The sequence below is a fragment of the Methylobacterium terrae genome, assembly GCF_003173755.1.
GTDB classification, from domain to species: Bacteria; Pseudomonadota; Alphaproteobacteria; order Rhizobiales; family Beijerinckiaceae; genus Methylobacterium; species Methylobacterium terrae.
Genome location: NZ_CP029553.1, coordinates 6,141,966 through 6,162,702 on the forward strand (window position 1 = coordinate 6,141,966; position 20,737 = coordinate 6,162,702).

At 70.7% G+C, this 20,737-nt stretch carries 20 protein-coding genes; 11 read left to right on the forward strand and 9 right to left on the reverse strand.

The genetic code is table 11. The features are described from left to right. Nucleotides 1-93 precede the first annotated feature (93 nt). Complete coding sequence (locus tag DK419_RS28310; protein WP_109962014.1) at nt 94-525, forward strand: translation initiation factor 2; 432 nt, start codon at nt 94-96, stop codon at nt 523-525. A 201-nt stretch (nt 526-726) separates the two neighbouring features. Here the strand turns inward: DK419_RS28310 and DK419_RS28315 are convergent, their stop codons facing one another. The 5 genes from DK419_RS28315 to DK419_RS28335 all read right to left on the reverse strand — a co-directional run bounded on the left by DK419_RS28315 (nt 727) and on the right by DK419_RS28335 (nt 8,450). Beyond that, nucleotides 727-2,100, reverse strand: a complete 1,374-nt coding sequence (locus tag DK419_RS28315) for a TadE/TadG family type IV pilus assembly protein (RefSeq protein WP_245442765.1) — start codon at nt 2,098-2,100, stop codon at nt 727-729. A gap of 331 nt (nt 2,101-2,431) precedes the next feature. Continuing rightward, entirely contained in the window at nt 2,432-4,237 is a 1,806-nt protein-coding gene (gene lepA / locus DK419_RS28320; protein ID WP_109962016.1) for a translation elongation factor 4, read from the reverse strand. Nucleotides 4,238-4,622: 385 nt separating this feature from the next. After that, nucleotides 4,623-5,711, reverse strand: coding sequence for an NAD(P)/FAD-dependent oxidoreductase (locus DK419_RS28325; protein WP_109962017.1), 1,089 nt, complete (start codon nt 5,709-5,711; stop codon nt 4,623-4,625). Nucleotides 5,712-5,809: 98 nt separating this feature from the next. Further along, a complete protein-coding gene (locus tag DK419_RS28330) occupies nt 5,810-7,420 on the reverse strand; it encodes a phosphoenolpyruvate carboxykinase (RefSeq protein ID WP_109962018.1) in 1,611 nt (536 codons plus the stop codon). 229 nt (nt 7,421-7,649) lie between these two features. After that, entirely contained in the window at nt 7,650-8,450 is an 801-nt protein-coding gene (locus DK419_RS28335) for a HugZ family pyridoxamine 5'-phosphate oxidase (RefSeq protein WP_167450854.1), read from the reverse strand. A gap of 313 nt (nt 8,451-8,763) precedes the next feature. Here DK419_RS28335 and DK419_RS28340 point away from each other — a divergent pair, with 313 nt between their 5' ends. From DK419_RS28340 to DK419_RS28360, 5 genes are all read left to right on the forward strand, one after another. After that, nucleotides 8,764-9,480 carry a response regulator transcription factor gene (locus DK419_RS28340; protein ID WP_048430384.1) on the forward strand — a complete coding sequence of 239 codons (717 nt, stop codon included), beginning with the start codon at nt 8,764-8,766 and terminating at the stop codon, nt 9,478-9,480. Between the two features lie 205 nt (nt 9,481-9,685). After that, nucleotides 9,686-11,386, forward strand: a complete 1,701-nt coding sequence (locus DK419_RS28345) for a sensor histidine kinase (protein ID WP_245443078.1) — start codon at nt 9,686-9,688, stop codon at nt 11,384-11,386. A 5-nt stretch (nt 11,387-11,391) separates the two neighbouring features. Next, on the forward strand, nt 11,392-11,841 hold the full coding sequence (locus DK419_RS28350) for an HPr kinase/phosphorylase (protein WP_245442766.1): 450 nt from the start codon (nt 11,392-11,394) through the stop codon (nt 11,839-11,841). Nucleotides 11,842-11,929: 88 nt separating this feature from the next. Beyond that, nucleotides 11,930-12,331 carry a PTS sugar transporter subunit IIA gene (locus DK419_RS28355; protein WP_048430373.1) on the forward strand — a complete coding sequence of 134 codons (402 nt, stop codon included), beginning with the start codon at nt 11,930-11,932 and terminating at the stop codon, nt 12,329-12,331. Nucleotides 12,332-12,475: 144 nt separating this feature from the next. Continuing rightward, nucleotides 12,476-12,805 (forward strand): HPr family phosphocarrier protein, encoded by a 330-nt coding sequence (locus DK419_RS28360; RefSeq protein WP_109962019.1) that lies wholly within the window; start codon nt 12,476-12,478, stop codon nt 12,803-12,805. A gap of 35 nt (nt 12,806-12,840) precedes the next feature. Here the strand turns inward: DK419_RS28360 and DK419_RS28365 are convergent, their stop codons facing one another. Next, on the reverse strand, nt 12,841-13,818 hold the full coding sequence (locus DK419_RS28365) for a GNAT family N-acetyltransferase (RefSeq protein WP_208642255.1): 978 nt from the start codon (nt 13,816-13,818) through the stop codon (nt 12,841-12,843). Between the two features lie 117 nt (nt 13,819-13,935). Beyond that, on the reverse strand, nt 13,936-15,024 hold the full coding sequence (locus DK419_RS28370; RefSeq protein ID WP_109962020.1) for a CobW family GTP-binding protein: 1,089 nt from the start codon (nt 15,022-15,024) through the stop codon (nt 13,936-13,938). A 160-nt stretch (nt 15,025-15,184) separates the two neighbouring features. On the opposite strand from DK419_RS28370, the gene DK419_RS28375 reads away from it, so the two are divergent. After that, nucleotides 15,185-15,493, forward strand: a complete 309-nt coding sequence (locus DK419_RS28375; RefSeq protein ID WP_109962021.1) for a type II toxin-antitoxin system RelE/ParE family toxin — start codon at nt 15,185-15,187, stop codon at nt 15,491-15,493. Next, complete coding sequence (locus tag DK419_RS28380) at nt 15,486-15,818, forward strand: HigA family addiction module antitoxin (protein WP_109962022.1); 333 nt, start codon at nt 15,486-15,488, stop codon at nt 15,816-15,818. The genes DK419_RS28375 and DK419_RS28380 overlap by 8 nt, the downstream gene beginning before the upstream one ends. On the opposite strand, the gene DK419_RS28385 is transcribed toward DK419_RS28380, so the two are convergent. Together DK419_RS28385 and DK419_RS28390 are read right to left on the reverse strand one after the other, a co-directional pair. Beyond that, entirely contained in the window at nt 15,786-16,607 is an 822-nt protein-coding gene (locus DK419_RS28385; protein ID WP_208642256.1) for a hypothetical protein, read from the reverse strand. The two genes, DK419_RS28380 and DK419_RS28385, sit on opposite strands and share 33 nt — an antisense overlap. Before the next feature lie 4 nt (nt 16,608-16,611). Beyond that, the gene (locus tag DK419_RS28390) at nt 16,612-18,105 is read right to left on the reverse strand and encodes a D-alanyl-D-alanine carboxypeptidase family protein (RefSeq protein ID WP_208642257.1); all 1,494 of its coding nucleotides are present in this window, start codon (nt 18,103-18,105) and stop codon (nt 16,612-16,614) included. Nucleotides 18,106-18,456: 351 nt separating this feature from the next. On the opposite strand from DK419_RS28390, the gene queE reads away from it, so the two are divergent. The 3 genes from queE to DK419_RS28405 all read left to right on the forward strand — a co-directional run bounded on the left by queE (nt 18,457) and on the right by DK419_RS28405 (nt 20,233). After that, entirely contained in the window at nt 18,457-19,089 is a 633-nt protein-coding gene (gene queE / locus DK419_RS28395; protein ID WP_109962569.1) for a 7-carboxy-7-deazaguanine synthase, read from the forward strand. A gap of 81 nt (nt 19,090-19,170) precedes the next feature. Beyond that, nucleotides 19,171-19,527, forward strand: coding sequence for a 6-carboxytetrahydropterin synthase QueD (gene queD / locus DK419_RS28400; protein WP_109962023.1), 357 nt, complete (start codon nt 19,171-19,173; stop codon nt 19,525-19,527). Nucleotides 19,528-19,555: 28 nt separating this feature from the next. After that, entirely contained in the window at nt 19,556-20,233 is a 678-nt protein-coding gene (locus DK419_RS28405; protein ID WP_109962024.1) for a nucleotidyltransferase family protein, read from the forward strand. The last annotated feature ends 504 nt before the right edge of the window (nt 20,234-20,737 follow it).

Below are 20,737 nucleotides of genomic sequence, written 5' to 3' on the forward strand. Positions count from 1 at the left end.
TTTCGCGTGACGACACCCGCGTAGCGCTTGATCGCGCCCGCTTCCGTTCTATCAGTTTTCGTCTTCGTCCGAAGAGACGATCTGGGGGGCGTCATGTCTATCAAGACGATCAGCGCGTCCGTCCTCGTGGCGGTCAGTGTCGGCGCGTGCGGCAGCATCGTGCGCGGCACGACGGAGCAGATATCGTTCGTGTCCGTACCGTCGGGTGCGGCGGTGAGCACGGACAAGAAGTACGCCTGCCCGGTCACGCCGTGCACGCTCGAGGTCGACCGCTCGGACGAGTTCGTCGCGACCTTCACGAAGCCCGGCTTCCACCCGGAATCGATCCCGGTGCGCACGAAGGTCGTCGGCCGGGGGGCGGCGAGCGTCGCCGGCAACGTCCTGGCCGGCGGCGTGATCGGTCTGGGCGTCGATGCCTATACGGGTGCCGCCCTCGACCACGAGCCGAACCCGGTGGTCGCCACCATGCGGCCGGCCGGCGGCCCCCGCCGCCGCGGACCGGGCCCGAACGAGCCGGGCATGTGATGGACGCGCGGGAGCGCGGCGCCGCGCCGGACATCCCTCCCCGCGACCCGGCTCGGCTCAGCTTCTCGTCTGTTCAGTGATCGGATATCGACGATCCGAGACGCCTCCACGGCCCGGTCGGTCTCGGGCGAGCCCGAGACCGAATCGACGCCTCGGCATCTCGGGCCGTCGGTACCGGTCGCGAGCCCGCGAGGGCGCCGATCACTTCGCCAGCCCGACGGCGCTGCTCGTCGGCCCGAGGCCGTTGGGCACCGGCACGTCGGTGTCCGAGTAGCGCGTGTTGAGGGTCAGGCGAGGCCGGCGATTGAGATAGATCTTGTTGGCGACGATGGCCGTGTACTCCGACTGATCCGCCACGACCTGGTTCGCCCGCACCGAGAACGTCCCCCGCGGCAGGTAGATCGTACCGACGAGGCGACGGGCGCTGTCACTCAGGATGTCGAAGACCCGTCCCGCCGGCGACTGCCGGTCCTCGAACAGCAGCATGCCGGCCATCGGGCCGGTCCGCGGCGCGGTCAGCTCGACGACCGAGGCAGGAAGGAACAGCATCGGTCGCGAGATCGAGGACAACCCCTTCTGAGGATCTCCGGTGAAGTAAATGCCGACGCCGTCGCCTTTCAGGGAGCCGATGTTCTCGATGCGGACCTCGGCCTTGCACTGTGGCAGTGTCGTCGCGCCGGTCGGCTGATCACACATCTCGTAGGTCACGAAGATCTGCTCCGGCGGGCCCACGACCAGGGAGCCGTCCTTGATCACGTAGATGCCGGGCGCCATCACGACCGTCGCACCGACATCGACCAGGATGCCGCCGCAATAGGTTCCGGGATAGAGCGTGTGGCTTCCCCGGCGGAGCCGCAGGTTGGTCTCGCGGCATGGCCCGGCATCCGGCGCCGGCCGGTCGGCGAGGGGATCCTTGATGACCCGGCAGCCGGTCACGGGCAGCGGCTTGAAGCTGCTGGGATGCCCCGTGTAGCCGCCGACCGTGCAGGTCGTCGCCGCCGCGAGGAGGGTGCCGGAACTACTCACGATCGCCTTGGCATTCGCCGACAGGGCGTAGACCGCGCAGCCACGGGCGTCGATCTCGGAATCTCCGGCGAGCCGCATCGAGCGGTCGTCGGACGGATCGAGCGCGACGACGCAGAGCCTGGTGGTGCCGACCGCCTCGGCCGTGGCCGACACGCTGTTGTCGGTGAGCTGCGGCGTGACCAGCCGGCTCATGATCGCGTATTTGCGCTGCGTCAGCATGATGGTGACGGCGGTCGGCCCCCGCCCGGCGACCTGACCGGCAGGCACGAACGGCCCGCCCGGACGCTCGCGAGCCACCGGCGCGACGGTGACGTGGACCTCCCCGTCGCCGCGCTGCAGCTTCACGTTGCTCTTCACGTAGGCATCCGCGAGGGACTGCATCCGTTGCGTGTTCGTGCCGGAGACCTGCATGTCGGAGGCCACCGCGAGGGCCGCCGCATCCGCCGCCCGCTGCAGCGTCGCCCGCTGCATCGTCCAGGTCGCGTAATCGACGGCGAGGCCGACCGCGCCGAGGAGGACCGGGGCCAGCAGGGCAAAGATGATGACCACGCTACCGGATCGATCGGCCGAAAAGCGTTTGCAGCCGATAGATCTTGACCCAATCATCGCTCCCGGCAACTCCCCGCTCGCCCTGCGGAACCATGCCCTTGGCGAGTTAACATGCCGTTGCGGAACGCTACGTGATGAAATAAATACCCAGTACGAGTTTACGAAGCGGGAGTGATCGAGAAATATAAGATCGTGACTGCTTCTACGGTATTCGCCCTGTTAAATTGCCACCTGGGCCGGGGCGGTCCAGTCGCTCGTGACCGGAATCAAAAAGCCGCCGGCATGGCCGGCGGCTGGTCTCGCTGACGGATGGCCCGATCGGTCCGCCGGATCAGCTGTCCATCTTCAGGGCGGCGATGAACGCCTCCTGCGGGATCTCGACCTTGCCGAACTGGCGCATGCGCTTCTTGCCCTCCTTCTGCTTGTCGAGGAGCTTGCGCTTGCGGGAGATGTCGCCGCCGTAGCACTTGGCGGTGACGTCCTTCGACAGGGCCCGGATGGTCTCGCGGGCGATGATCTTGCCGCCGATCGCCGCCTGGACCGGGATCTGGAACAGGTGGCGCGGGATCAGGTCCTTCAGCTTCTCGCACATCGCCCGGCCGCGGCTCTCGGCGCGGGTGCGGTGAACCAGCATCGACAGCGCGTCGACCGGCTCGGCATTGACCAGGATCGACATCTTCACGAGGTCGCCCTCGCGATAATCCGAGATGTGGTAGTCGAAGGAGGCGTAGCCCTTCGAGATCGACTTCAGCCGGTCGTAGAAATCGAACACCACCTCGTTGAGCGGCAGGTCGTACACCACCATCGCGCGCTTGCCGACGTAGTTGAGGTCGATCTGGGTACCGCGCCGGTCCTGGCACAGCTTCAGGACGCCGCCGAGGTATTCGTCCGGCGTCATGATGGTGGCGCGGATCCACGGCTCCTCGATCGTGTCGATCTTCATCACGTCGGGCATGTCGGCCGGGTTGTGCAGCTCACGCTTCTCCCCGTCCTGCATGTTGAGGTGATAGACCACGCTCGGCGCGGTCGAGATCAGGTCGAGGTTGAACTCGCGCTCGAGCCTCTCCTGGATGATCTCGAGGTGGAGAAGCCCGAGGAAGCCGCAGCGAAAGCCGAAGCCCAGCGCGGCGGACGTCTCCATCTCGTAGGAGAACGAGGCGTCGTTGAGCCGCAGCTTGCCCATCGCGCCGCGCAAGGATTCGAAGTCGGCGGCATCGACCGGGAACAGGCCGCAGAACACCACCGGCTGCACCGGCTTGAAGCCCGGCATCGCCTCCTTGGTCTTGCGCTTGTCCTCGGTGATGGTGTCGCCGACGCGGGTATCGGCCACTTCCTTGATCGAGCCGGTGAAGAAGCCGACCTCGCCGGGGCCGAGCTCGGCCATGTCCTGCATCTTCGGCCGGAACACGCCGAGGCGCTCGACGCCGTAGGCCGCGTCCGCCCCCATCATGCGGATCGTCATGCCCTTCTTGAGCACGCCGTCGACGATGCGCACCAGCACCACGACGCCGAGATAGACGTCGTACCAGGAATCGACCAGCAGCGCCTTGAGGGGGGCCGCACGGTCGCCCTTCGGCGGCGGCAGGCGGGTGACGATCGCCTCCAGCACCGCCTCGATGTTGATGCCGGTCTTGGCCGAGATCGGCACCGCGTCCTTGGCGTCGATGCCGATCACCTCCTCGATCTGCTCCTTGACCCGGTCGGGCTCGGCCGCCGGCAGGTCGATCTTGTTGAGGACCGGGACGATCTCGTGGTTGGCGTCGAGCGCCTGGTAGACGTTGGCGAGCGTCTGCGCCTCGACGCCCTGGGAAGCGTCGACGACGAGGAGCGAGCCCTCGCAGGCGGCGAGCGAGCGCGACACCTCGTAGGCGAAATCGACGTGGCCGGGCGTGTCCATCAGGTTGAGGACGTAGTCGCGCCCGTCCTGCGCCTTGTATTCCAGGCGCACGGTCTGCGCCTTGATGGTGATGCCGCGCTCCTTCTCGATGTCCATCGAGTCGAGCATCTGCTCGCTCATGTCGCGCGCCGCCACCGCGCCGGTGATCTGGATCAGCCGGTCGGCGAGCGTCGACTTGCCGTGGTCGATATGGGCGACGATCGAGAAATTGCGGATGTTGTCGATGGGGGACGCGGTCATCGTGTGGCTGTCTCCGGCGCGCAGGCGCGGCGATGCGCGGGGCGCACGGCGGTGGGGATAAGAGTCGACGGGAGATAGCAGCGGCACCCCGCCGCGCCAAGACGGCGGCCGGACGCACGCGAGCGTTGGTGGGGGTGGGGATGGATGTCGGGTTAGCGGGTCGGTCGTCACACGACGAGCGTACCGACCATCCATCCACCCTCGACCTCATCCTGAGGTGCTGCCGCTTGCGGCAGCCTCGAAGGAGGGCTCCAGAAACCACGACGATCCCTGGAACCCTCCTTCGCGGTCAGTCGATCTTTGGTCGACCAACACCTCAGGATGGGGTCGAGGGTGGGACAGGTACGGCGCGAGGCTCGTCTGGGCGCCGGACGCGCGGTAACCCTCACGCCCCCAACCGGTCCGCCACGTCCTCGGCGAGCGACAAACTCGACGTCAGCCCCGGGCTCTCGATGCCGAAGAGGTGCACCAGCCCCGGCAGCCCGTGCTCCGCCGGCCCGTCGATCAGGAAGTCGGCGGCCCCCTCCCCCGGCCCGGACAGCTTCGGGCGGATGCCGGCATAATCGGGCACCAGCGCCCCGTCGGGGAGCCCGGGCCAGTAGCGGCGGATCGCGGCGGTGAACAACGCGCCTCGGCCGGGATCGACCTCGTAGTCGGGCGCGTCGATCCACTCGACGTCGGGGCCGAAGCGCATCCGCCCGGCGAGGTCGAGGGTGAGGTGGATGCCGAGGCCCCCTTCGACCGGGGCCGGGTAGATCAGCCGGGAGAAGGCCGGCCGCCCGGTGCAGCCGAAATAGTTGCCCTTGGCCAGCACCAGGCGCGGCACCCGGGCCTCCGGGTAGCCCTCGGTCGCCCGGGCGAGCCCCTGCGCGCCGAAGCTCGCGGCGTTCACCACCGCGTCGACCGTGATCTCGTCCGCCTCGCCGAAGCGGGCGACCCAGCCCTCGGGCGAGCGGGTCAGGCGCGTGATGGGGGTGTTGAAGGCGAGCGCGCCCCCCGCCCCCTCGATGTCGCCCTGCAGCGCCAGCATCAGGGCGTGGCTGTCGACGATCCCGGTCTCAGTCGAGAGGAGCGCGGCGTTGCAGGTCAGGTTCGGCTCGAGCCGCCGGGCCTCGGCGCCGTCGAGGAGCGCGAGGCCCTCGACGCCGTTCTCGACCCCTTGCGCGTGGATCGCCGCGATCTTCGCGCCCTCGGGCTCGGTCGCCGCGACGATCAGCTTGCCGATCTTGGAATGCGGGACCCCGTGGCTCGCGCAGAAGGCGTAGAGCCGGCGCCGTCCCTCGACGCAATGGCGCGCCCGAGCCGAGCCCGTCGGATAGTACATCCCGGCATGGATCACCTCGGAATTGCGCGAGGACACGCCGGTCCCGATGCCGCCCTCCGCTTCCGCCACGATCACCTCGTGGCCGCGCAGGGCCAGTTCCCGACCGATCGCGAGGCCGACCACGCCGGCACCGACCACGAGCACCATCATGGGCCGCTCCTCCCTCCGGTTTCTTCGTTCGTGCTTGTACGACGAAAAAGGGCCCCTCTCCGGGGAGAGGGGCCCTCAGGACGATCAAGCCCGCGAAATCAGGCCGCGATCGACATGGTCGGCTCGGCGGCCCGCACGTCGGCGTCGACATGGGCCTCGAAGCGCTTGAAGTTGTTCTGGAACATCTCGACCAGGCTCTTGGCCGTCTCGGCGAAGGCCGCCTTGTCCTGCCAGGTCTTGACCGGGTACAGGATGTGCGGCTCGACGCCCGGCACCGAGGTCGGGACCGCGAAGCCGAAATACGGGTCGCGGCGGAAATCCGCCTTGGCGAGCGAGCCGTCCAGCGCCGCGGTCAGCAGCCGGCGGGTGACGCGGATCGGCATGCGCCGCCCGGTGCCGACGCCGCCGCCGGTCCAGCCGGTGTTGACCAGCCAGCAATCGACGTGGTGGCGGGCGATCAGGTCGCGCAGCAGGTTGCCGTAGACCGAGGGGTGACGCGGCATGAACGGCGCGCCGAAGCAGGTCGAGAAGGTCGCCTCCGGGCCCTTCAGCCCCTTCTCGGTGCCGGCCACCTTGGCGGTGTAGCCCGAGAGGAAGTGGTACATCGCCTCGGCGCCGGTCAGCTTGGCGATCGGGGGCAGCACCCCGAAGGCGTCGCAGGTCAGCATGACGATGTTCTTCGGGTGCCCGGCCTGGCCCGTGGCGCTCGAGTTGCTGATGAAGGGCAGCGGGTAGGCGCAGCGGGTGTTCTCGGTGCGCGAGGCGTCGTCGAAGTCCGGCTGGCGGGTGACCGGATCGATGACGACGTTCTCCATCACGGTGCCGAAGCGCTCGGTGGTGGAGTAGATCTCGGGCTCGGCCTCCCGCGACAGGCGGATGGTCTTGGCGTAGCAGCCGCCCTCGAAGTTGAAGATGCCCTTCGAGCTCCAGCCGTGCTCGTCGTCGCCGAGGAGCACGCGGTTGGGATCGCTCGACAGGGTGGTCTTGCCGGTGCCCGACAGGCCGAAGAACAGGGCCGAGTCACCCTCGTGGCCGACGTTCGCCGAGCAGTGCATCGGCATCACGTTCGCCTTGGGCAGCACGTAGTTCAGGTAGGTGAAGACCGACTTCTTCATCTCGCCGGCGTAGGACGTGCCGCCGATCAGCACGATCTTGCGCGAGAAGTCGACCGCGATGACGGTCTCGGTGCGGCAGCCGTGCCGGGCCGTGTCGGCGCGGAAGCTCGGCAGGTCGATGATGGTCAGCTCCGGCTCGAAGGTCGCGAGGGTCTCGCGCTCCGGGCGGATCAGCAGGTTGCGGATGAACAGCGAGTGCCAGGCATACTCGGTGAAGACCCGGGCGCGGACCCGGTGGCCGACCTCGGCGCCGCCGACGAGGTCCTGGGCGAACAGTTCCTTGCCCTCGGCATGGGCCAGGAAGTCCTCGAACAGGGTCTCGAACTGGGGCCGGGTGATGCCGCCGTTGTTCTCCCACCACACCTCGTTCTCGGTGTCCGCGTCGCGGACCACGAACTTGTCCTTGGGCGAGCGGCCGGTATGGATGCCGGTCTCGGCCACCAGGGCGCCGCCGGCGGCCAGCTGGGCCTCGCCGCGCTGCAGCGCGTGCTCGTAGAGGCTCGGCGCCTCGAGGTTCCAGTTGACGCGTTTGAGGTTGCGGAAGCCGATCTTGTCGGCGCCGAACGCCTCGTTGAATACGCCGATGTCGTTCACGCCTGTTCCTCCTGGCGCCGACCTCGGGAAACACGGCCGGCAGCCGGTCCGGATCGGGCCGATTGACTTAACCCTCGCGCCGGGTGCGGTGACCGTGCCTGTCGTAGCAGGTCGCGCGCGTCCGCGCCGAGGCCGATCAAGGCTCCTCGGTGGGCTGCTTTAGTAGGTGGCGAAACTTCACGGTTCAATCGAATTCGCTCGCATCGGCCGTGACAAGCTCGACTTTGTGTCATGATCTGGGGATGGCGCGGGAATCGGGAACCGCGCGGGCCTTGGCCGCCATCGCCACCAGGGCCGGGCGCAGGGAAGCGGGATCGGCCAGGCGCTCCGGGAACGCGACCCGCGCGGTGCGCTCGCCCGCCATGAGGTCGAGCCCTTCGGGATCGAACCCGGTGAGGCGCCAGGGCCCGGGCTCCTCGCCGGCGAGCCGCGTCGCGTAGAGGGCGACCGCGTCCGCGTGGTCCTCGTTCATGTGGGCGACGGCGCCGGCCTCGGATTCGGCGAGCGCCTCGAGCCCGGAGAGGTCGGTGAGGAGTTCCGGCCCCGTCAGCGTCGCGGCGCGGGCGAACCCGCCGTTGAGGTGCCCGGCCCGGACCGCGAGCCTGAAGAACGCGAAGTCGGGGAAGTCGGCGTAGAGCGCGGCCTTCGGGTGGCGGGCGAGGAAGCGCGCCCGCACCCGCGCCTCGTCGCTGCGCTCCGCAATCCCCGTCACGGTCAGGCGCGGATGGGCGAGCGGATCGCCCTTGCCGCCTCGAGCGAGGAGGATCGAGCAGCGCGGATCGGCCTCGAGGTTGAGGGTGTGGGCCGACAGGCGCGAGAGCAGCAGGAGGGGCGTCCCGTCGAGATCGGTCGCCACGGTGACGAGGGAGGCGAAGGGCGCAGCCCCGTCCCGCTCCAGGGTCGCGAGCGCCCCCGAGCGGATCGTGCGCAGGAGCTCCTTGGCGAGGCCGATCGCGTCGAACGGCGCCTCGGCGGCCGGCAGGGGCGCGGCCTGCTTCCCGCCTGCCTCGGCCAGGCTCTTCTCGACCATGCCGTCTCCCCTCTCGCCCCGCGCGTTTGCCGCCTTACCTTGGCGTCGGTGCCTCGGCCCGTCCAGGCCGCGCGACGCCGCGGGCCGAGCGCCCGATCCGGCCAAACTGTGGCGGCCTCGCCACGGGTGCTCGCTTTTTCGGCGCGATGGCCTTAAGGGAGTCGAAATCGTGGCGTCGCGGCCACTGTCCAGCCTTTTCGGGCGGAGGGCCGCAACGCCCGAGATCTGCCGGGTCCGGAACCGGTTCCAGTCGGGTGACGTTCAGCAGGGCCGGCGTGTCCTGCGGGCGACGCCCGCGCCCCAGGGAATGCCCATGCCGACCATCGCCCTCGTCGATGACGACCGCAACATCCTGACCTCCGTGTCGATCGCCCTGGAGACCGAGGGGTACAGGATCCAGACCTACACCGACGGCGCGTCCGCCCTCGACGGCCTGAAGCACTCGCCGCCCGACCTCGCGATCTTCGACATCAAGATGCCGCGCATGGACGGGATGGAGCTGCTGCGCCGCCTGCGTCAGAAATCCGACCTGCCGGTGATCTTCCTCACCTCGAAGGACGAGGAGATCGACGAGCTGTTCGGCCTCAAGATGGGCGCCGACGACTTCATCCGGAAGCCGTTCTCGCAGCGCCTCCTGGTCGAGCGGGTGAAGGCGGTCCTGCGCCGCTTCGCCGCCAAGGAGGCCGGGCCCGGCGCCTCGGCCCGGGAGGCGGAGGCCGCCGCCGCCCGCTCGCTCGAGCGCGGCCAGCTGATGATGGACCCCGAGCGCCACACCTGCACCTGGAAGGGCGAGCCGGTGACGCTGACGGTGACCGAATTCCTGATCCTGCAGGCGCTCGCCCAGCGCCCCGGCGTCGTGAAGAGCCGCAACGCCCTGATGGACGCCGCCTACGACGACCAGGTCTACGTCGACGACCGGACCATCGACAGCCACATCAAGCGCCTGCGCAAGAAGTTCAAGGTCACCGACAACAGCTTCGACATGATCGAGACGCTGTACGGCGTCGGCTACCGCTTCAAGGAAATGTGAGAGACTTGACCGCGAAACATTCTCTCGCAAGAGATTTGCCCGCGTGAGCGAGGGATCGAGCCTCGGCACCGTGCGCCGCCTCCTGGGTGGCACGGGCCGGTACTTCCGCGGCGGCGGCCGGCTGCCGGACGGATCCGCCCCGAAACCGTCGAGCGAGATCGATCCGGATGCCGAGGCCGCGCGCGAGCCGTTCGGCCCGCGCACGATCCGACGCTGGATCGCCGAGCGCTTCGCCTCGAGCCTGACCCGGCGCATCGTGGTCCTGAACCTCGCCGGCCTGATCGCGCTCCTGATCGGCTTTCTCTACCTCAACCAGTTCCGCCAGGGGCTGATCGAGGCCCGGGTGCAGAGCCTGCTCACCCAGGGCGACATCATCGCGGGCGCGATCGCGGCCTCGGCGACCGTCGACACCGACGCGATCACCATCGACCCCGACCGCCTGCTCCAGCTCCAGGCCGGCGAGGGCGGCGGTTTCGGCGACGAGGCGCCGTCGGGCCTCGAATTCTCCCTCAACCCGGAGCGGGTGGCTCCGCTCCTGCGCCGCCTGATCACGCCGACCGGCACCCGCGCCCGGGTCTACGACCGCGACGGCACGATGCTGATCGATTCGCGCGGGCTCTACATCCGGGGCGACCTCAGCCGCGACCTGCCGCCGACGCGCAAGGACTCCCTGAGCCTGATCGAGCAGGCCTGGAACACGGTGCGCACGCACGTGCCGGGCCTCGGCCGCCCCTCCTCCGCCGACGAGCCGGGGCCGGCGGACGGGCGCACCCTGCCGGAGGTGCAGCGCGCGCTGGCCGGCGCCCGCGGCACCCTGGTGCGCCGCAACGGCCCGGGCGAGACCATCGTGTCGGTCGCGGTGCCGATCCAGCGCGGCCGCACGGTCCGGGGCGCCCTGCTGCTCTCGACCCAGGAAGGCGACATCGACAAGATCATCGCGGCGGAGCGCTTCTCGCTGCTGCAGGTCTTCATCATCGCGGCGCTCGTGATGGTGGTGCTGTCGATGCTGGTCGCCGGCCAGATCGTCGGCCCGGTCGGGCGCCTGGCCGAGGCCGCCGAGCGGGTGCGCACCGGCATCAAGTCGCGCCAGGAAATCCCCGACTTCACCCGGCGCACCGACGAGATCGGCCACCTCTCCGGGGCTCTGCGCGACATGACCCAGGCGCTCTACCGCCGCCTCGACGCGATCGAGAATTTCGCCGCGGACGTCTCGCACGAGCTGAAGAACCCGCTCACTTCGCTCCGCAGCGCCGTCGAGACCCTGCCGCTCGCCAAGACCGACGAGTCCCGCGGCCGGCTGATGCAGGTGATCCAGCACGACGTGAAGCGCCTCGACCGGCTGATCAGCGACATCGCCGACGCCTCGCGCCTCGACGCCGAGCTCGCCCGGGCCGAGGCCGGCCGGGTCGATCTCAGGAAGCTCATCACCACGGTGGTGTCGGTCGCCAACGAGCGCCGGCGCCGGGGCGACGCCTCCATCGACCTCGCGGTCGAGCCGGCGCCCGCCGGCATCGAGGACCCGTTCGCGATCCTCGGCCACGACAGCCGCCTCGGCCAGGTGGTCAACAACCTCCTCGACAATGCCCGCTCGTTCTCGCCCAAGGGCGCCAGTGTCCGGGTGGCCCTGCGGCGCCGGCGCAACGCCGTGGAGCTCACCGTGGAGGATGACGGGCCGGGCATCCCGCCCCACGCCCTGGAGCGGATCTTCGAGCGCTTCTACACCGACCGGCCGGAACAGGGCTTCGGCCAGAATTCGGGTCTCGGCCTCTCGATCTCGCGCCAGATCGTCCAGGCCCATCGCGGCACGATCCGGGCCGAGAACCGCCTCGGGCCCCCGGACGAGGAGGGCGAGCCGACCCTGCTCGGGGCGCGCTTCATCGTCCGCATCCCGGCCCAGAGCCGCTGACCGGCGTGGCCGGCATCCATGCCAGCTGCGTCGTGCTGGGCGAGGACGGGATCCTGATCCGCGGCGCGCCGGGGAGCGGCAAATCGACCCTGGTGCGTGACCTGATCGGGCTCGGCGCTATCTCGGGCACCTTCGCGGCCCTCGTCGGCGACGACCGCGTGGCTCTCACGCAGCGTCACGGGCGGCTCGTCGCCGCCCCGCACCCGGCCCTGGCGGGGCTCCTCGAGGTCCGCGGCCTCGGCCTGCAACCCGTTGAACCGACGATGCCTTCGGCGGTCCTGCGCCTCGTCGTCGACCTCGCCGAGGGTGCCCCGCGGATGCCGGAGGCGGCCGAGGAGACGATCCTTCTCCGGGGGGTGCGGCTGCCCAGGACGGTCCTGTCGCCGGGCCCCGGCCGGGCCGGAACGGTGTTGTGGCGTTGGCGCCGCCTCCGTGTCATGATGATGACCGATTGATGCGGATTTCGCCGCATTGCTCTTGCGCTCGCCTTTGCGCTGCACAAAATGGCGGCTCGGCTCCAACGGGGCGTCGGAACTCGTGTCGATGATTGGAATGGTGCTCGTCACCCACGGCCTGCTCGCGACGGAATTCAAGGCCGCGCTGGAGCACGTCGTCGGGCCGCAGGAGCAGCTCGAGACGATCACCATCGGCCCCGAGGACGACATGGAGGTCCGTCGCAAGGACATCATGTCGGCGGTGTGCCGGGTGAATTCCGGCGAGGGCGTCGTGGTGCTGACCGACATGTTCGGCGGCACGCCCTCGAACCTCGCGCTCTCCTGCATGAACGGCGGCTCGGTCGAGGTGGTCGCCGGGATCAATCTGCCGATGCTGATCAAGCTCGCGAGCGTGCGCGACGAGGAATCCCTCGGCGAGGCGGTGCTCCACGCCCAGGAGGCGGGGCGCAAGTACATCAACGTCGCCTCGCGGGTGCTGGCCGGAAAATAGCCGGCCCCCTCGCCTTCGGCCCCGTCCGCTCTAGCTTTCCGTGGCGGCCCGGCTACCCTGGCGGGCCGACATCCTCAGACGCGCGCGAGAGCCGGACGACCGCTTCAGGCCGGTGCGAACCGGCTCCGAGCAGGTGCCCCGCCGATGACGCCTTTCACCGACACCGACGACGAGGACGGCGAGCTTCCGCCGGTGCCCGAGGGCGCGAGCGCCCGCGACTTGGCCATCATCAACCGGCGCGGCCTGCACGCCCGGGCCTCGGCCAAGTTCGTGCAGACGGTGGAGAAGTTCGGCTCCGAGGTCACGGTGAGCCGCGGCGGCGAGACGGTGGGCGGGCGCTCGATCATGGGCCTGCTCACCCTGGGGGCCGCACAGGGCACCAGCATCCGCGTCACGGCGCTCGGCCCCGACCAGGAGGCCTGCATGGAGGCGATCACCGCGCTTCTCGCCAACCGCTTCGGCGAGGACGAGTAGGCGCCCTCGCGTCTCGCATCGGTAGTCGCGCGCCGTCAGGCCCGCAGGCGCAGCAGGCGGGTCAGGCCCGTCCGCTCCCGCGGCGCCTTGGCACGCCCTTGCGCCTCCACCGTCACCACCGCCTCGACGCGGGCGGGCTCCGGCGCGACGGCCGGTCCGTCGGTCAGGTGCAGTCCCGCCAGGTGCAAGCCCGCTTGGCGCCAGATCGTGTCGTGCCGCCCCGTGGCGAGGTGGATCGCCGCCGCCACCACCTCCCCGTCCTGCCGAACGAGGTCGACATGGGCCTGCCGCCGATGGGCGAAGCGCCGCGTCACCACCCGGAACGCCGTCGCGGCGGCCGGGTCGCCGAGCAGGCTCCCCGGCCCGCGGCGGGCATCGAGCACCAGGAAATGCTCGACGGCGTCGCGCAGGCGCACCGGATCGCGCACCCGCTCGAGGGAGGTGCGGCCCGAGGCCGGGGTCACGGGAACCGGCGGTGGCGTCGTCGGCGGTGCCTGGTCCGCGACCGCGAGGCGCCGCCCGGTGCTGCCGGCGACCGCGCCGAGGGCGACCGCGATCCCCGATTCCGGCCGCAGGTCGGGCCAGTGCAGGTCGACGAGGCGTAAGGACGACTGGCGCAGGTGGTCGAGGGCGGCGCGCAGGACCGCGGCGGCATGGTCGGCATCGACCGCCGCCTCGGCGGTGCCGGCGAGCGGCAGGCGCCACAGCTGTGCCCGCCCGGCCAGGCCCTGGCGCGCCGGCAGGCGCAGGGGCAGCACGCCGCGCAGGGTCGGGGTGCGCAGCCCCTCCTGCCAGACCATCAGCAGGGCCAGGGTCTGCCCGTCGGCGAGGTGCTGCGCCATCGTCAGCGCGAAGTCGGGATCGGCGTAGACGCTCGGCTCGAGCACCCGGCCCATCAGGCTGCGCCAGGCCTCGATCTCCGGCTCGCGCAGCGAGGAGGGATGGCGCAACTCCGCCCGCAGGCTCACCGCGCCGGCCAGTCCGCCCTCGATCAGCGTGAAGGGAGTGCTCATCGGCGCCTCGTTCCAGGTCACCCGTCCCGGATCGGGACAGGTGCGCGGCCCCAGCGGCCGCGCCAGACGAGACGCTTCAAGAGCCGTGCCCGCCGATGCGGGACCGGATGTCCGCCCTCAGCCGCCCGGGATCGCCAGCGGGTTCCCGGTCAGCGCCGCGGCGTCCGGCGCGTCGAGGACCGGGCGGCCCAGGAACGCGTCCCACAGCCGCCGCACGAAGGCGGGGTCGAGGTCGCGCACGATCAGCACCAGGCGCGAGCGGGTGTCGCCGTCGGGCCAGGCCGGCAGGGTCGCGGGCGTGTGGACGACGTGCTGCACCCCGTGCACCACCACCGGCCGGCCGGGATCGTCGGCGAGCGCCACCAGGCCCTTCAGGCGCAGGAGCTTGGGGCCGTGGGCGGAGCGCAGCAGGTCGAGGAACATCTCGAACGCCGCCCGCGGCACCGGCGCGTCGCTCACCAGGTGGAAGGCCCGGATCGCCGCGTCGTGCCGGTTGACGTCGTGGTGATGGGGGTGGCCGTGGTGATGGTGCCCGTGGTGGTGCGCCTCCGCGCCGAGCCAGGCGCGCACGTCCGCGACCTTGCCGTCGAGGTCGAACAGGCCGGACAGCAGCGCCTCGGGCGCGGTGTCCGGCGCCAGGATCAAGGCTCCCGGATTGATCGCCGCGAGGCGCGCCCGCAAGGGCTCCGCCTCCGCGAGGTCGGCCTTCGTCACCACCAGCCGGTCCGCCACCGCGACCTGGCGCAGGGCCTCCGGATGGGCGTCGAGGGTGCCGGCGCCGTTGACCGCGTCGACCACCGTGACGACGCCCTGGAGCGCGTACCGCATCGCCACGTAGGGGTGGTAGAGCAGCGCGTGCAGGATCGGCGCCGGGTCGGCGAGGCCCGTGGTCTCGATCACCACCCGGCGGAACGGCTGGATCCGCCCGTTGTCGCGCTTGCGCAGCAGGTCCTCCAGCGTCGCGATCAGGTCGCCCCGCACGGTGCAGCACAGGCAGCCGGCCCCGAGCAGGATCATCCCCTCGTCCACCGTCTCGATCAGCAGGTGATCGAGCCCGACCTCGCCGAACTCGTTGACGATGACCACGGTGTCGGCGAGTTCCGGCGCGCGCAGCAGCCGGTTGAGCAGCGTGGTCTTGCCGGCGCCGAGGAAGCCGGTGAGGATCGTGAGCGGGATCGGTGCGGGGCGGCCGGGTGTGTCGGTCATTGAGCTGAATCTCGTGAGGTACGGGACTGGAGATGGGGACTCCGGTGGCCATGCGGGATGGGCGAGGCGCGTGTCGAGCGCGTGCGATCGACGAGGCAAAGCCTGGGAACGTCCGTAAAGCGTAACTTGACGGGATACACCGCCGTGCTTACCTCAAGCCATGCACATCCGGAACGTTCTCCATCGTGGCCTGCGCCGCTTCATCGAGAACGATGATCACTCCGGGATGCCGTCCGCGATCATCCCCAAGCTGCGGCGCATGATCTCCTTCATTCAGGACATGCAGAACGAAGACGAGCTGAAGGCCGTCCCGAGCTGGAAGGCGCACCAGCTCTCAGGGGACCGCAAAGGCGTCTGGAGCTTGTCGGTGACGAGAAACTGGCGGCTGACATTCCGCATCGATCGGGATGGCGTCGAAATTTTGGACCTGAACTACGAGGATTATCATCAAGGAGCAGATCATGCATAAGGAGCAAGGATTGCGGTTGAAGAACCCCGCGCATCCAGGCGGGTTCGTGCGGGCTGAGATCGTCGAGGCCTATGGTCTGTCCGTTACCGACGCCGCGAGGGTGCTCGGCGTCACGCGTCCCGCCCTGTCGGCGCTGCTCAACGAACGCGCCTCCCTGTCGCCCGAGATGGCGCTCCGCATCGAGAAGGCGTTCGGGGTGGCCATGGACACGCTGATGCGGATGCAGACCAGTTTCGACATCGCGCAGGCGCGCCTGCGCGAGGGCGACATCATGGTCGAGCGCTTCACCGGATCACCGGTCGATGCGCAGCCCGTCACGGGCTGAGAGGGAAGCGGCTGAGACAGGTTCGCCCGTGAGCGGCACCCGCGCCAGCACGCCGCCGTCGAGCACGAGGTCGTCGGTGGCCCAGAGCAGCCACAGGGCGTCGAGCGTCAGGCGCAGGATCGGCCGGTCCCACCAGCGCGCGATCAGGTCGGCGAGCCAAGCGGCCTCCGCCGGGTCGAGGTCGTCGGTGAGGGCGTGCAGGCCGACGAGGTAGAGCCCCGTCGCCGGCCGCCCCATGATGCGCTGGATCGCCCCCAGCACGTCCGTGCCGTCGCGGCACTCGGGGTAGACCCGCAGGTAGAGGCGGCCGAGATTGACGGTGCCCGAGAACGGGCCCCGCAGCTCCACCGTGATCGGGCCGAGGGCTTCGAGCGCCGCCCGCTGCGTGGGCGCGAGCGCCGGCACCGCCTCGGGGCCGGTCGCCAGGGAGCCGCACAGGGTCGCGTGCAGGCGCTCGCGGCGGCGCGCGGCGACGTCCCAGGCGATCTTGCCGGCGAAGGGCGCGCCGCGAAGCGCACGGTCCAGCTCGAGGTAGGCCGGCGCGGCGGCCAGGTCCGCGTGGGGAACCGGCAGGACCAGGGACACCACCCGGGGATGGCGGCCGTGCTCGTAGGATCGCCCCTCCCGCGCCGGGATCACGCCGGGATGGCCGGGCGCCACCAGGGGCAGGTGCGCGAGGCGGTAGGCCTCGTCGAGCGCGAGCCCCTCGCCCGGCGCGAACCGCGTCAGGCTGCGGCGATAGGCCAGGACCTCGTCCGGGCAGAAGGCCGGCGCCGCGGGGGCGCCCACCGGCTCAATTGTCCTTGTTGCGCGCCGACTTCACGGCGGGCTTCGACGCGGTCTTGGAAGCGGGCTTGGCCTCGGCCTTCTGGGCCGGCTTCGCGGCAGGCTTCGCGTCCTTGGCGGCCGGCTTCGCCGCGGGCTTCACGGCCGCCTTGTGGCCCTTCGGCTCGGCGATCACCGCGGTGGCCGGCCCGGTCGACGCGAAGGCGGCGGCCGCGGCCGGGGTCGCGGGCTTCTGGCGGGCGAGGAGCCTGGGCTGCGGCACGGTGGCGCCGGTCGCCGCGATGCTACGGCTCGGGGCCGGCTTCTGCGGCTTGGCCACCTTCACCCGCGGGGCGGCAGGCTTGGCCGGGGCAGCGTCGTCGTTCGCCGCGATGGCGCTCTCGGCCGGGTCGCGGCCGGTCCAGACCAGCACCGGCTGCAGCGGCGCCCGGGGCGGCAGGGCGCGGTTGCGCAGCGCCGCGCTGTTCATGGTGGCGAAGGCGAGCGCCGAGGAGGGCGGCGCCCCGGCGGCCATCAGCTGCGCGTTGGCGTTGTCGGCGTTGCCGCCGGCCGCGGCCCCGGCGGTCACCGCGGAGGAATCGGCGTCGGTCGGCATCGGCCGGCGCTTGTCGCAGATGTAGGGCCGCATGTCGGGGGGCGCGGCGATGCTCGAGGTCGGCAGGTCGTTGAGGGTCTGGCCGCCCCAGCCGAAGCCCGACTGGCCGAAGCCGTAATCGAACAGGTCGGCGGCCTTCAGGTCGCGCTCGCGGGCGCTCGCCTGGCCCATCACCACGGTGAGGATGCGCCGGCCGTTGCGGTTGGCGCTCGCCACCACGTTGAAGCCGCCCGAGCAGATGAAGCCGGTCTTCATCCCGTCGACGCCGGCGTAGCGGCCGAGCAGGCCGTTGTGGTTCGGCATCACGGCGCGGCCGAACTGGATCGCCGAGATCGAGAACAGGTCGCGGTTCTCGGGGAAGTCGCGCAGGAGCGCGCGGCCGAGAACCGCCATGTCCCGGGCCGAGGTCCATTGCCGCGGGTCGGGCAGGCCGTTGGGGTTGGTCCAGCGGCTGTCGCGCATGCCGAGGCGCTGCGCGGTCTCGTTCATCTGGGCGGCGAAGCCGTCGATCGAACCGCCGAGATTCTCGCCGATCGCCCAGGCGACGTCGTTGGCCGACTTCACCATGATGATCTTGAGGGCGTTGTCGAGGGTGAGCTGGGTGCCGGGCTTGAAGCCCATCTTGGAGGGCGGCTCGGCCGCGGCGGCCTCCGAGATGGTCAGGAGCTGGTCCATCGAGGCGCGGCCCTGGCGCACCATGTCGAGGGCGACGTAGGTCGTCATCAGCTTGGTGATCGAGGCCGGGTACCACGGGTCGGTGGCGCCCTGGCTGTAGATCACCTTGCCGGAATCGACGTCGACGACCAGCATCGGCGCGGTGACCGCCCCCGCCGTTCCGGCGGCCAGGAGAGCGCCGAGGCCGATGAGGCGTCCGGCGAGGCGCGGCAGCAGCGCACGTGTGAGCATTCGGATGGGTTCCCGTCGTGCCGGTGCCGCCCCGCGGCGCGTCCCGCGACCGTCCGGCTCCGGTTGGGGCCGTCCGGTCGCGCCGCCCCCGGGCACCGCACGGCGGACCGACCGTGATTGTAGGGCAACGGCGAAGCTTTTGACAGCGCCGCGCGACACCCCCATGAACCGGCCATCCGTGGCGGGAGCATGGCGGCGCTGCCATCCCCGGCCCGTCCACAGGCGCGGGCCGGACCCGCGCCCGGTGCGCTTGCCGGGGCGGTCCCTATCTGACACGGCAGGGACACCACCCGAAATGACCTGGAGCAACGCGCGCGCGACGCCCCGTTGCGGCGCCCGACGACCGAGATCATGAGCTACGCCGTCAAGGAGATCTTCCACACCCTCCAGGGCGAGGGCGCCCAGGCCGGGCGCGCCTCGGTGTTCTGCCGCTTTTCCGGCTGCAACCTGTGGAGCGGGCGCGAGGCCGACCGCGCCGAGGCCGTCTGCCGCTTCTGCGACACCGACTTCGTCGGCACCGACGGGGTCGGCGGCGGGCGCTTCCGCGACGCGGAGGCGCTGGCCGAGGCGATCGCCGCCTGCTGGGGCGGGGCACGGGGCCGGCGCTACGTGGTGTTCACCGGCGGCGAGCCCCTGCTGCAACTCGACGCGGCGCTGGTGGCGGCGGTGCATGCGCGGGGCTTCGAGGTTGCGGTCGAGACCAACGGCACGCAAGCCGCGCCGGAGGGGATCGACTGGGTCTGCGTCAGCCCCAAGGCCGGCGCCCCCTTGCGGCTCACCCGAGGCGACGAGCTGAAGCTCGTCTATCCGCAGGAAGGCCTCGACCCGGACGCGCTCGCCGCGCTCGACTTCCGCCACCTCTGGCTCCAGCCTATGGACGGGCCCGACCGGGTCGCCAACACGCAAGGGGCGGTCGCCCACTGCCTGCGCGACGCCCGCTGGCGCCTGAGCCTGCAGACCCACAAGCTGATCGGGATCCCGTAGCGCCCGATCGCCCGCGGTTTCGCCCCGCCGATCATCGGTGCTAAGGGGCTGCCCACACCGAGTCCCACGCACAGTCCACAGATGAAGATCACCCAGGCCTTCACGTTCGAGGCGGCGCACCGGCTGCCGAACGTGCCCGCGACCCATCGCTGCCACCGCATGCACGGCCATTCCTACCGGGTCGAGCTGACCCTCGACGGGCCGGTCGATCCGGCGACCGGCTGGGTGGTCGACTTCTTCGACGTCGAGGCCGCCTTCGCGCCGGTGCTCGCGCGCCTCGACCATTACTGCCTCAACGAGGTGCCGGGCCTCGAGAACCCGACCGCCGAGCACATCGCGGCCTGGATCTGGGACGAGACGAAGGCGGCCCTGCCGCTGCTGGCCTCGGTCAAGGTGTTCGAGACGCCGATGTCGTGGGCGGAGTACACCGGCGCATGAGTCCCGGTCGGGTCGAACTCGCCGGCATATGAGCGACGCCGAGGCGGGGCTGCGCCGTCGCCTGGACGCGATCGTCCGGGCCGACCCGGACCTGATGCCGCTGCTCGCGGCGGCGCGCTCCCTCGCCCTGCCGCAATGGCGCCTCGTCGCCGGCTGCCTCTACCAGACGGTCTGGAACGTCCTGACCGGGCGCCCGCGCGGGTACGGGATCCGCGACTACGACCTGATCTACTTCGACGACGACACGTCCTGGGAGGCCGAGGACGCCGTTCTGCGCCGCGCCGCGCCCGTCCTCGCGGCCTGCATCGGCCCGGTCGAGATCCGCAACCAGGCGCGCGTCCACCTCTGGTTCGAAGCCCGGTTCGGCAGCCCCTACCCTCCCCTGGCCGACGCCGACGCGGCGCTCGCCCGCTACGCCGCGATCGTCCACGCGGTCGGGGTGCGGCTCGAACCCGACGACAGCCTCTCGATCGCCGCTCCCTTCGGGCTCGCCGACCTGTTCGGGCTGGTGCTGCGCCCGAACCCGGCGCTCGCGAACGCGCAGACCTACACCGCCAAGGCGGAGCGGATGCGGGCCCTGTGGCCCGAGCTCACGGTTCTGCCGTGGAATGGAGCGGGACCTCCGTCCGTCAAGTGCACGAAGGACACGCCGGCGATGTCCACCGGCCTGTCCCCCGGACCCTCCCCGTTCTCGACAAGCCGTTGAGCCAGCACGGCTCTCTCGTAAGGCCATGCCGCGGCTTCAACGAAACGGTCACGATTCCAGGACCTTGCCGCCGGACAGGCTGTGGACCGGGCGTGGGCGGACGTCTTGCGTAACGATCGGTTCACCTTGCGGACGATCGTTCCTGTTGCGAAGCATCCCCGGGCCGGCCTAGTTTTCCACTTGTGCCCGCCCTTCGCGCGGGTCTCGTCCCGCTCTCGATCGATCGACCGGACCCGCATCGCGGCGCGCCAGCCCGCGGGCGGATCCGTGTCGGGACCGCCAAGCCACGGCACCGCCTCGCGGTTTCCCAAGGGCCGCGGTCCTTAAGAGAAACGAGACCAGTTGTTGATAGACCGGGGTGAACCACGGGAAAAAGGCGGAGGTCCGTTGACTTCCTCAGGCCTTCGACCCGGCCGCCGGCCTCCGTCCGAGGCCTCGGCGGCAAGCGTATCTGCGTACGGGCCGGGAGCGGGCAGCCGCCACCGGGCCGAGAAGGGACCAGTC

What these genes read in the sequence shown, in the direction of transcription:
- DK419_RS28310 (WP_109962014.1), top strand. Translation starts at nt 94, where the DNA reads ATGTCTATCAAGACGATCAGCGCGTCCGTCCTCGTGGCGGTCAGTGTC.
- lepA (WP_109962016.1), bottom strand. Translation starts at nt 4,237, where the DNA reads ATGACCGCGTCCCCCATCGACAACATCCGCAATTTCTCGATCGTCGCC.
- DK419_RS28325 (WP_109962017.1), bottom strand. Translation starts at nt 5,711, where the DNA reads ATGATGGTGCTCGTGGTCGGTGCCGGCGTGGTCGGCCTCGCGATCGGT.
- DK419_RS28335 (WP_167450854.1), bottom strand. Translation starts at nt 8,450, where the DNA reads ATGGTCGAGAAGAGCCTGGCCGAGGCAGGCGGGAAGCAGGCCGCGCCC.
- DK419_RS28340 (WP_048430384.1), top strand. Translation starts at nt 8,764, where the DNA reads ATGCCGACCATCGCCCTCGTCGATGACGACCGCAACATCCTGACCTCC.
- DK419_RS28355 (WP_048430373.1), top strand. Translation starts at nt 11,930, where the DNA reads ATGATTGGAATGGTGCTCGTCACCCACGGCCTGCTCGCGACGGAATTC.
- DK419_RS28360 (WP_109962019.1), top strand. Translation starts at nt 12,476, where the DNA reads ATGACGCCTTTCACCGACACCGACGACGAGGACGGCGAGCTTCCGCCG.
- DK419_RS28365 (WP_208642255.1), bottom strand. Translation starts at nt 13,818, where the DNA reads ATGAGCACTCCCTTCACGCTGATCGAGGGCGGACTGGCCGGCGCGGTG.
- DK419_RS28370 (WP_109962020.1), bottom strand. Translation starts at nt 15,024, where the DNA reads ATGACCGACACACCCGGCCGCCCCGCACCGATCCCGCTCACGATCCTC.
- DK419_RS28375 (WP_109962021.1), top strand. Translation starts at nt 15,185, where the DNA reads ATGCACATCCGGAACGTTCTCCATCGTGGCCTGCGCCGCTTCATCGAG.
- DK419_RS28380 (WP_109962022.1), top strand. Translation starts at nt 15,486, where the DNA reads ATGCATAAGGAGCAAGGATTGCGGTTGAAGAACCCCGCGCATCCAGGC.
- DK419_RS28390 (WP_208642257.1), bottom strand. Translation starts at nt 18,105, where the DNA reads ATGCTCACACGTGCGCTGCTGCCGCGCCTCGCCGGACGCCTCATCGGC.
- queE (WP_109962569.1), top strand. Translation starts at nt 18,457, where the DNA reads ATGAGCTACGCCGTCAAGGAGATCTTCCACACCCTCCAGGGCGAGGGC.
- queD (WP_109962023.1), top strand. Translation starts at nt 19,171, where the DNA reads ATGAAGATCACCCAGGCCTTCACGTTCGAGGCGGCGCACCGGCTGCCG.
- DK419_RS28405 (WP_109962024.1), top strand. Translation starts at nt 19,556, where the DNA reads ATGAGCGACGCCGAGGCGGGGCTGCGCCGTCGCCTGGACGCGATCGTC.